Origin of the sequence: uncultured Anaerovibrio sp., assembly GCF_947302755.1 — a bacterium.
GTDB lineage: Bacteria > Bacillota > Negativicutes > Selenomonadales > Selenomonadaceae > Anaerovibrio.
On the sequence record NZ_CAMYWM010000086.1, the window covers coordinates 1 to 10,843 of the forward strand.

9 protein-coding genes and 1 other annotated feature are annotated in these 10,843 nt (G+C 47.7%); all 9 genes read right to left on the reverse strand.

Annotated features, from left to right (window positions below):
• Positions 1-7: 7 nt before the first annotated feature.
• The 9 genes from Q0Y54_RS08840 to Q0Y54_RS08875 all read right to left on the reverse strand — a co-directional run bounded on the left by Q0Y54_RS08840 (position 8) and on the right by Q0Y54_RS08875 (position 10,501).
• On the reverse strand, positions 8-328 hold the full coding sequence (locus tag Q0Y54_RS08840; RefSeq protein ID WP_297966446.1) for a type II toxin-antitoxin system RelE/ParE family toxin: 321 nt from the start codon (positions 326-328) through the stop codon (positions 8-10).
• Positions 318-587, reverse strand: a complete 270-nt coding sequence (locus Q0Y54_RS08845; protein ID WP_297966449.1) for a type II toxin-antitoxin system Phd/YefM family antitoxin — start codon at positions 585-587, stop codon at positions 318-320. Before Q0Y54_RS08845 ends, Q0Y54_RS08840 begins: the two co-directional genes overlap by 11 nt.
• Before the next feature lie 271 nt (positions 588-858).
• The gene (gene rny, locus Q0Y54_RS08850; RefSeq protein ID WP_297966472.1) at positions 859-2,394 is read right to left on the reverse strand and encodes a ribonuclease Y; all 1,536 of its coding nucleotides are present in this window, start codon (positions 2,392-2,394) and stop codon (positions 859-861) included.
• Between the two features lie 153 nt (positions 2,395-2,547).
• Entirely contained in the window at positions 2,548-2,997 is a 450-nt protein-coding gene (gene dtd, locus Q0Y54_RS08855; RefSeq protein WP_297966452.1) for a D-aminoacyl-tRNA deacylase, read from the reverse strand.
• A 331-nt stretch (positions 2,998-3,328) separates the two neighbouring features.
• On the reverse strand, positions 3,329-4,999 hold the full coding sequence (locus Q0Y54_RS08860) for a 2-isopropylmalate synthase (protein WP_297966454.1): 1,671 nt from the start codon (positions 4,997-4,999) through the stop codon (positions 3,329-3,331).
• Between the two features lie 49 nt (positions 5,000-5,048).
• Positions 5,049-5,307: a binding site (T-box leader), on the reverse strand.
• 142 nt (positions 5,308-5,449) lie between these two features.
• Positions 5,450-5,662 carry a DUF1016 N-terminal domain-containing protein gene (locus tag Q0Y54_RS12655; RefSeq protein ID WP_366072555.1) on the reverse strand — a complete coding sequence of 71 codons (213 nt, stop codon included), beginning with the start codon at positions 5,660-5,662 and terminating at the stop codon, positions 5,450-5,452.
• 61 nt (positions 5,663-5,723) lie between these two features.
• Positions 5,724-8,297, reverse strand: coding sequence for an ATP-dependent chaperone ClpB (gene clpB, locus Q0Y54_RS08865; protein ID WP_297966457.1), 2,574 nt, complete (start codon positions 8,295-8,297; stop codon positions 5,724-5,726).
• 229 nt (positions 8,298-8,526) lie between these two features.
• Positions 8,527-9,855: a cell wall metabolism sensor histidine kinase WalK gene (locus tag Q0Y54_RS08870; protein ID WP_297966462.1), complete on the reverse strand. Its 1,329-nt coding sequence runs from the start codon at positions 9,853-9,855 to the stop codon at positions 8,527-8,529.
• Positions 9,827-10,501, reverse strand: a complete 675-nt coding sequence (locus tag Q0Y54_RS08875; RefSeq protein WP_297966467.1) for a response regulator transcription factor — start codon at positions 10,499-10,501, stop codon at positions 9,827-9,829. Before Q0Y54_RS08875 ends, Q0Y54_RS08870 begins: the two co-directional genes overlap by 29 nt.
• Positions 10,502-10,843: the final 342 nt, after the last annotated feature.

Below are 10,843 nucleotides of genomic sequence, written 5' to 3' on the forward strand. Positions count from 1 at the left end.
AAGCTCGTTATTTCTCCTCCAATCCTCGGAAAATTTCCGGATAATTTTGCCGCATATCAAAAATATGATATACATAAATTGCCTCATTGATAAATCGATATATTGCAGCATGTTTATCTGCAATAACCATACGATAGCCACGCTGATTTAACCAATCATCCGGCGTCATAGTACCAGACTCTGGAAATTTTTCCAATCTTGAAACAGCCTTTAATATATTGCCAGTCACTTTCAATGACGATTCCTTAGAAAAAGACAACCTGTACCAATCCATTATACGCGCAAGGTCTTCCCATGCCCGCGGCAATATTTTTACTTCATAGTTCATTAAACCGCTCCTGCAATTTTTCCCTAGCCTCAGCTACTGACATAGTTTTAGCTCCGCTTATTCGTTCCTGCTCAGCCAACATTACCTTTTCCCGCATATTGAGTATAGCTTCCCTGCGTTCAAATGCCTCTATACTCATAAATACACCATCGCCCTCGCCATTTTTAGTTATATAAATCGGCTCCTGACTCTCACGAGCCATCATGGATATTTTCCCATAATCATTTCGTAAGGCTGTTGAAGGTTTTATTAACATCATCGCCACCACCTATCACAATTCTATCATTATTCTGCAACTATTATATTATAATCATATCTTTTTTACCACGAAAAAGTGGCTGTCGCATTGATAAAATGCAACAGCCACAGAATATAAATGCTAATAGTCAGATTATTGTTTTGACTTATACACGCAATGCGGGCATATATTTAAACCATATCGTTGCCATGGCATTATGAGAGAGCAAAAAAACCGGTGTAGTCCATCATTTCTTGATGAACCACACCGGTTTTAAAATTCCATTTTTTAATTATTTTGCGTAATCCACTACCCGGGTTTCGCGGATGATGGTTGCCTTGATCTGGCCTGGATATTCCAGCTCAGCCTCAATCTTCTTAACGATATCATGGGCAAGGGCAACTGCCTCCACATCATCAACCTTATCTGGCTTAACCATTACGCGGATTTCGCGGCCAGCCTGAATGGCGAAGCAACGCTCAACACCATTGAAGGACTCAGCGATTTCCTCAAGACGGGTAAGACGCTTCAGATAGGTCTCCAGGCTTTCACGGCGGGCACCAGGACGGGCTGCAGACACAGCATCCGCTGCTGCCACCAGAACGGCCTCAACAGTCATAGGCTCCTCGTCGCCATGATGAGCGGCAATGGCATTAATAACATTCTTGGACTCTCTGTACTTCTTGGCGATATCAGCACCAATAGTAACGTGAGTACCCTCCACCTCGTTATCAATGGACTTACCAATATCATGGATAAGACCGGCCCGCTTGGCCAGCATAACATCTACGCCCAGCTCGGCGGCCATCATACCGGCCAAGTGGGAAACCTCCACCGAATGATTCAACACATTCTGACCATAGCTGGTACGGTATCTTAAACGGCCCAACAGCTTAATCATCTCAGGGTGCAGACCATGAACCCCGGTATCGAAGGTAGCCTGTTCACCAGCTTCCTTAATACGCTGCTCCACCTCCCGGCGGGCCTTCTCAACCATTTCCTCAATTCTGGCGGGATGAATACGGCCATCGGTAATAAGCTTCTCCAAAGCGATACGGGCCACCTCCCGGCGAACCGGATCAAAACCGGAAAGAATAACGGCCTCCGGAGTATCATCAATAATCAGGTCAATACCGGTCATGGTTTCAAGAGCCCGGATGTTACGGCCCTCACGACCGATGATACGGCCCTTCATTTCGTCATTTGGCAAAGCCACCACAGAAACTGTAGTCTCAGCCACATGATCGGCAGCGCAACGCTGAATGGCCAGGGAAATAATATTTCTTGCCTTCTTCTCAGCCTCATCCTTGGTCTGCTGCTCATATTCCTTGATCATAATGGCCTTTTCATGCTTCAGCTCGTCCTCAACCTCAGCCAACAGCATGTTTTTGGCCTCTTCAGGAGAAAGACCGGAAATACGCTCCAGCTCTTCCTTCTGCTTTTCATGCAGCTCCATAATTTCAGCCTGGCTCTTTTCCAGCTTGGCCTCTCTGGAAGAAAGGTTCTCCTCCTTCTTTTCCAGAGCATCTATTTTGCGGTCAAGATTTTCTTCCTTCTGAACAATACGGCGCTCATGGCGCTGAATCTCGGAACGACGCTCCCGAGTATCCTTATCAAGCTCCTGGCGAAGACGGTGAACATCCTCCTTTGCCTCAAGAAGCTTCATTTTCTTTGCTGCCTCTCCCTTTTCCTCAGCATCACGAACGATGCGCTTTGCTTCCTCCTCGGCAGAACCAATCTGCTGCTCCGCCGTCTGCTTGCGCATCATATATCCGCCAAAGCCGCCCAATGCCAGGGCAACAACAGCTGCTCCAACTATTTCAATGATAATAACACACCTCCCTACTAAATTTTAAGCCTTCTAAAGCATTAATTATCATTTATTCTGACTGGAGTATACTATCCAGCCATACCATTTTATTTTACTGAAATATGCAAATAGTGTCAAGGAAGGCCCAACCTTACACCATCATTTTGTCCATTATTTACGCCACTCCACTGTATCAAACAGTAAAGTTACCGGTCCGTCATTTTCCGAATTGACCTTCATCATGGCCCCAAATTCCCCATGCTCCACTTTAAAGCCCTTCTCACGGCACACAGACATAAATTTCTCATAAAGGGGTATGGCTATATCCGGCTTGCCTGCCCCTGAAAAGCTGGGACGGCGTTTCCGTACATCGGCAAATAGGGTGAATTGGGAAACCACCAGAAGGCTGCCGCCCACAGCCTCCAGATTTAGATTCATCTTATCATTCTCATCTGTAAAAATACGGCAATTACAGATTTTTTCCGCCAAAATTTCAGCATCCGCCTGAGTATCATCAGGTCCCACCCCCAACAGCACCAAAAAGCCCTTATCTATAGCTCCATGAATTTTACCATCAATTTCCACTGAAGCAGAATTAACACGGGTAACAACAGCTCTCATAAGTATAGTTCCTCCTAAAAAACTTCTACATGAATTACACACAAAAATGTGACAACGGCTATAGCAATTATTCCTTTTTTCCATCCAGTTTATTGAGATAAAATAGCACATGAATAATTATATTGAATAATAAATGATGAGGGCAAGTAGATATAGCTATAAGTTTTGGAGCGTCAAAAAACTATTTTTTGCATACTTACACATTGAGAAAACATCCACTGTCTGAGCGAAGCGAGTTTGGATTTTTCTCAATGACTGATTAAAAGCAAAACAATAGTTTTAGCGACAAAACAGTGCTATAGATACTTGCCCTCATCTCAGTAATATCTATTTATTTTCCAGCCTTCATCCGATTTATTGCGCTGAACAAGGCCATTATGGAGGCTGTGATAATATCCGTATCCATTCCGGCCCCCCAGGTCATTTTCCCGTCGGTGCCCGTTATTCCAATATAGGCCATAGCCCGGGAATTGGCACCTATTTCCAATGCATGCTCACTGTAGGTCAGGTCTGTATATCTGATATCCGTATTTTCCTGAATAGCATTGGATACCGCATCCAATCGGCCATTACCCTTTGCACTAAAGGTAACCATTTTGCCATCAATTTCCAAATCCACAATACCGGAGCGGCTGCCATCTATATCCTTGCGCAGGGTAAAATCAATGAGCTTATACGGGCTTTCCACATTCACATAATTGTCGTGGAAAATCTGATAAATTTCATCCGGCATAAGCTCCTTGTGCTTGTGGTCAGATACATTCTTTACGCAATAGCCGAAATCCTCCCGCATCTTCTTGGGCATGGTAATGCCGTATTTCTGCTCCATAATAAAGGCCACGCCGCCCTTGCCGGACTGGCTGTTGATACGGATAACATCTCCGTCGTACTCCCGGCCCACATCGTGGGGGTCAATAGGCAGATATGGGGTGGTCCAATGGTCAGGATCCTTTTCATCCCGCCACTTCATGCCCTTGGCAATAGCATCCTGATGGGAGCCGGAGAAGGCAGCAAATACCAGAGCCCCGGCATAGGGCTGACGAGGCGGCACCTGCATGCGGGTAACCTTTTCGTAGAGATCCACCAGCTTTGGCATATCGGTGAAATCCAGCTCCGGATCCACGCCCAAAACAAACATATTCATGGCAAGGGTTACAATATCCACATTGCCGGTCCGCTCACCGTTGCCAAATAGTGTACCCTCAACCCGGTCTGCCCCGGCCAAAAGCCCCAGCTCCGTATCAGCTACGCCACAGCCCCGGTCATTATGGGGGTGAAGAGACAGCTCCACTGCATCACGGTATTTGAGATTTTGGGAAATATAGGCCACCTGCATGGCGTAAACATGAGGCATGGACATTTCCACTGTTACCGGAATGTTAATAATGGCCTTGTGGTCCGGCGTTGGCTGCCATACATCCAGGACCGCATTGCATACCTCCAGGGCATATTCCGGCTCGGTACCGGTAAAGCTTTCAGGGGAATACTCAAACCGGTAATTGGCCCCGGCCTCCTCGGTCAATTTTTTCAACAGCTGGGCCCCATCAATGGCTATCTGCTTGATTTCCTCCTTGGACATGCGAAATACCTGCTGACGCTGGGCCACTGAGGTGGAATTATACACGTGGACAATGGCATTCTTTACCCCCTCCAGGGCCTCAAAGGTCTTCTTGATAATATGCTCCCGGGCCTGGGTCAGTACCTGAACCGTAACATCATCAGGAATGAGATTATCCTCCACCAGTTTACGCAGGAAGGTGTACTCCGTCTCGGAGGCTGCCGGGAAGCCCACCTCAATTTCCTTAAAGCCCACCTCCACCAGCATTTTGAAGAACTCAATCTTTTCATCCAGACTCATAGGGATAATCAGGGCCTGATTGCCATCCCGCAGGTCCACGGAGCACCATTTAGGTGCCTTCTCCGGATGCTCCTTGTACATCCAGCTCATATCCGGCTTTGGCGGCATATAATAACCCTTGGAATACTTGGTATAATTCTTCATTGTGTTTCTCCCCTTCTAATATCTCCAAAATAAAAAGCCCTTCATCTCCCAAAGAGACGAAAGACTACCTTTCGTGGTACCACTCAATTTTGCACTAAAAAGCACACACTCACCGACTACAACCCCACAAGCGGCTGCAATCCCCTGATATAACGGTCAGCACCGGCACCACCTACTATCATAACCACAGGTATGAATTCAGCTGGCTGTTCAAAGGCCAGTTCACAAAAGCTCGTCTGCTGTCTCACACCAACCGGCAGCTCTCTATAAGACTCCCTAATGCTAATACTCCTCATCAACACATTCATGTATTCACTTACCCGTTAAATATATCACAGCCTTATGGGTTTTTCAAGACTTTTTCAAAAATTATGGACATCTGTAAAGTCTTTGTCCTCTGCAAATGTCCACTTGTGTTTATTTTACTTTATTTACTTTCCTATGCGGTTCTTAATGTCTTCTATTGATGGTACTTTTTACCTGATTAATTAGGGTAACAACATGGTACCATGATAATTGTGCAAGCACCTCTTGCACAATTTCTTTTTCTGGAAAAAGTGCAGCGAATTTGGCCATATACTTGAGGTTACGTGCGGAATAGCCCTTGGTATCAGGATATTCCAGCTTTTCCTTTAAATACTTACTGCAATTCCTTTTTAACACAGCAAAAGAAAAAGCCGCCCATTTGGGCGGCGTACACTAAAGCACAAATACAATGATTCTTTTAAGCCTTATTAAAGGCAATCCTGCCCTCCTGCATGGTCATGGCCACATTATCACCCTCAGCCACATCGCCACGGATAATGGCCTTGGACAGATCCGTCTCTACCACGTGGGTCAGCAGGCGGCGAAGTGGGCGGGCACCGAAGTTTGGCTCATAGCCTTCATCGGCCAGATATTGCAGTACGGCCTCATCCCAGCTAAGGGTAACCTTTACCTGCTTGCTTACCCGCTGGTTGAGATTCTTCAGCATCAGGTTGGCAATATCCTTTACCTGCTCCTTGGCCAGGGCCTTGAATACCACGATATCATCTACCCGGTTCAGGAACTCAGGGCGGAAGTAATCCTTCAGGATATCCCGTACCGCCTTTTCTGCTTCCTCATAATCCTTGTTCAAAATCTCATGGGAGCCCAGGTTGGAGGTCATGATGATAACCGTATTCTTGAAATTGACCACCCGGCCCTTGCCGTCGGTAAGTCGACCATCATCCAATATCTGGAGTAATACGTTAAATACATCCCGATGGGCCTTCTCGATTTCATCCAGCAAAATTACGCTATATGGCTGACGGCGTACCGCCTCGGTAAGCTGGCCCCCCTCCTCATAGCCCACATAGCCTGGAGGCGCACCAATCAACCGGGCCACGGAATGCTTCTCCATGTACTCACTCATATCGATCCGAATCATGCTGCGCTCCGAGTCAAAGAGGGACTCAGCCAAGGTCTTGGCCAGCTCCGTTTTACCCACACCGGTAGGACCAAGGAAAATAAAGGAGCCTATAGGCCGCTCCGGGGCCTTGATGCCGGCCCGGGCCCGCAGTATAGCCTCGCTGACCACCGTTACCGCCTCATCCTGGCCAATTACCCGTTCATGGAGATTATCCTCCAGGTGCAGGAGCTTTTCCCGCTCTCCCGTCATCATCTTGGTAACAGGAATACCGGTCCAACGGCTTACCACCTTGGCAATATCCTCTTCACCAACCTCCTCTTTCAACAGCTGGTCCTCACCGGCCTTGGCGGCTATAGCCGCTTCCTCATCCTGAAGCTTCTTCTCCAGCTCCGGCAGCTTGCCATATTTCAGCTCACTTAATCGGCTCAAATCATAATCCCGTTCAGCGGCTTCCATCTGGCTCCGCACACCATCAATTTCCTTCTTGATGCCACGGATACGCAAAATGGCCTGATGCTCCGCATCCCATTCCTCCTGCAGGGCCTCCTGCTCCTCCTTCAATTGGGCCTTTTCCTGCTGAATAGCGGCCAGCTTGTCCTTGCCGGCTGCATCCGTTTCCTTTTGCAGGGCCTGCTCCTCAATCTCCAGCTGTAAAATCTTCCGCCGCACCTCGTCCAACGGAGCCGGCATGGATTCAATTTCAGTACGGAGCTTGGCCGCAGCCTCATCCACCAAATCAATGGCCTTATCCGGCAGGAACCGGTCGGAAATATATCTGTCTGAAAGAACCGCCGCGGAAACCAGGGCCGCATCACGGATTCGTACACCGTGATGAACCTCATACCGCTCCTTCAGGCCACGGAGGATGGAAATAGTATCCTCCACACTTGGCTCCCCTACCATAACCGGCTGGAAGCGCCGCTCCAGGGCACTGTCCTTTTCAATGTACTTACGGTATTCATTTAAGGTAGTGGCACCAATACATCTAAGCTCCCCACGGGCCATCATTGGCTTCAATAAATTACCGGCATCCATGGAGCCCTCAGAGGCACCGGCCCCCACTACAGTATGCACCTCATCAATAAAGAGAAGAATTTGGCCATCAGACTTTACCACTTCATTTAATACAGCCTTTAACCTCTCCTCAAATTCGCCACGATACTTGGCCCCCGCAATCAGGGCTCCCATATCCAAGGAATACAGAGTCTTGCTCTTTAATGACTCCGGCACATCACCGGCCACAATACGGCGGGCCAGCCCCTCCACAATAGCCGTTTTACCAACACCCGGCTCACCGATAAGCACAGGATTGTTTTTGGTCCGACGGGACAAAATCTCAATGGTTCTACGGATTTCCTCGTCACGGCCAATTACCGGGTCCAGCTTGCCCTGACGGGCTACCTGGGTTAAATCACGGCCATATTTTTCCAATGCCTGATAGCTGTCCTCCGGATTGGAGGAATTAACATTTTGCTTGCGATTTTTCTTAATGGAGCCTTCCACCTTGCTCTTGGTAATGCCAAAGCTCTTACAAATATCCCGAGCTTCCTCTCCGCCATCCTCACAGATAGCCAGCAGCAAATGCTCCGTACTGATATAGGAATCCCCCATCTGCTGAGACAGCTGCTCTGACTTGGCCATAACCCGCCCCAACTCAATACTCATGGTGAGCCGATCCTGGCCCTTGACGCTTGGTATCTTCTTTAGAGCTGCTTCAACACTGGCCTGCAGCATACGAATATCCACATTCAAATCCTGAAAAATGGTACCCAATAACCCCTCAGGCTCCTGGGCCAAAGCCAACAGCACATGGAGCGAGCTAATCTCCTGATGATAATGCAGGGCCGCATTTTGCTGGGCACTTTGCAGAGTATTTAAAACGCGTTGGGTGTATTTTTCCTGTTCCATAAAGATCCCTCCCAATGGTAATTCATCACTTATTTCTAATGCTATTATAAACTAATTAGTCAAAAAGTCAATAAATATTTTCGACTTTTTGACTTTTTGATCAAAAAAATACCACACAAATCAAGTGCGGTTATTGATTATTGATTATCGATTATTGAGCAGCTTATTTGAAGGAAACTCCTTGAATGTACAGCAAAGCCGACCATTGCGGTGGTCGGCTGCACATATCCTACATATTTTTTACCGTAACCTTAAAGGTGGTTCCCTTACCCAATTCACTTTCCACGCCGATGCGGCCATGATGGGCATCCACTATGGTCTTGGCTATGGCCAGGCCCAGGCCGTTTCCTCCCATGGACCGGGAACGGGCCTTATCAACCCGGAAGAACCGTTCAAAGAGCTTGTCCACATCCTCCTTGGCTATACCAATGCCGGTATCCTTCACCGAGAAATGAATACCGCCTAAATTGCTCAATCGTTTACCATCATAGGACAGGGTTACACTGCCACCCTCAGGAGTGTATTTTATAGCATTGTCCACCAGAATAAGCATCAGCTGCTGAATTTTTTGTTCATCCCCCCTGTACATAACCTCACCGGAGCCATTGACCTTCAGGGTAATATGCTTCTTTTCCGCCAAGGGCTGCATTTTCCGGCCCAGCTGCTCCATGGTACCTATAATATTAAACTCCGTTATATCCAGGGACTCCGCATTGTTGTCCGACCGGGCAAGCTGCAACAGGGAGCCTACCAAATTGGACATTTTCTTTACCTCATCCTTCATATCCTGAACAACCTGCTTCAGGAAGGGGGACTGGATGGATTTATCATTCCCCAGAAGGTCTGCCGAAGCCATAATAACGCTTAAGGGCGTCCTCAGCTCGTGGGAAGCATCCGCCGCAAACTGACGCTGTTTAATGTAGGCCTGCTGCATATTGGCCACCACGCGCCCCGAAACTACATGGCCCAGCATGATAGCAGTCAATAAGGCAATAAAGGAAATCCCGCCATAAAAATAGGTTGCCTTTTTAATGCCCTTATACAGTGCCGATACATCCTTTCCCAGGTACACCATACCTATTTTCTCGCCGGTAACCAGCCGGACATCACAGGCGGTCATCATCAACACCTTTGGCTTGTCCTCATCCTGCTTCTGAACATATATGGCCACATCATTTACCGGCACATCCCCATTTTTTATGACCTCCAATACATCATCCTCTATACGTTCCGGTGCCCGGGAAAAATTTTGCAGCTTACCGCTTTTATCATAGGTATAAAAAAACATTCGCTCCCGCTTGCCCAGGTCATCATTACCAATATAGACTCCGTTACGGATCATGGTGGACTCCGTCTCCGAAACGGCCCGCACCGTTTCCGACAGCTCCCTGGCCTGCTCGGAGGTAACGGCCCATTCCATGGTCTGATGGGCCAAAAAAATGATAATTATAAAAAGCCCAAACATCAGCAAGGAATAGGCAATGGTAAGCCGCATGCGGCTGCGGGAAAACAGGCCGCCAATCTTAAACCTATTTTGTTTCCAGTTTATAACCAACACCTCTAATCGTACTGATTACAATCTTACAATCGGCCGTATCCAGCTTTTTACGGATAAGCTTCACATAGGAATCAATATTGTTGGAGCTTACATCAGACTCAATCCCCCAAATACGGTCAAGGATAATCTCCCGTGGCACCACGATACCAATATTCTGCACCAACAAATCAAAAATCTGGAATTCCCGTGGTGACAGCTGTATTTCCTGATCCCCCTTTAGAAGGAGCTTGGAGGTACGGTCCAGGGTAAAGCCCCCCAGCTCCACCACATCCTGCTGAATTTTCTGACTGCTGCGGCGGCTTAATGCTCTAAGGCGGGCCATCAGCTCGGAGAATTCAAAGGGCTTCACCAGATAGTCATCGGCCCCGGCATCCAGACCAGTCACCCGGTCCTCCACCGCATCCCGGGCAGTAAGCAGCAGTATGGCCTTCTGATACCCCTCAGCCCGCAGGCGGCGACAGGCATCCACCCCCGTTTCCTTAGGCATCATCCAGTCCAAAATCAGCACATCATAATCATCATACATGGCGCATTCGTATATCATATCACCGGTAGTAACCCAATCCGTGTTGATACCATCCTGCTCCAGCATATACTGGGTGAGCTTCCCCAGCTTCATATCATCCTCTGCCAACAAAACCCGCATATATATCACCTCATTATCATCCAAAAAAGCACCTGTTAACCATGATAAGGCCTCAGTCTCACTGTACTAATAATAGTATCATATTTTGAAAACTTCATGAAACAAGTAATATCATTTCCCACAATATATCTTGCCTCCCTCTGGGAGAGCCCTAAAGGACTAGCTTCGCGTCGCCCTTTCAGGACTAGCTACGCGTCGGGGAACCGTCGCAGACGGTGGATGAGGTGTCCCCTTTCATCCAAAAAAAGACGAAGGCCAATGGTCTTCGTCTTTTTTCCTTACACATCTTAGAAGCTATAATTCAGCCCGCAATTCACTACCCAATTCCCTTGGGCGGCCTTG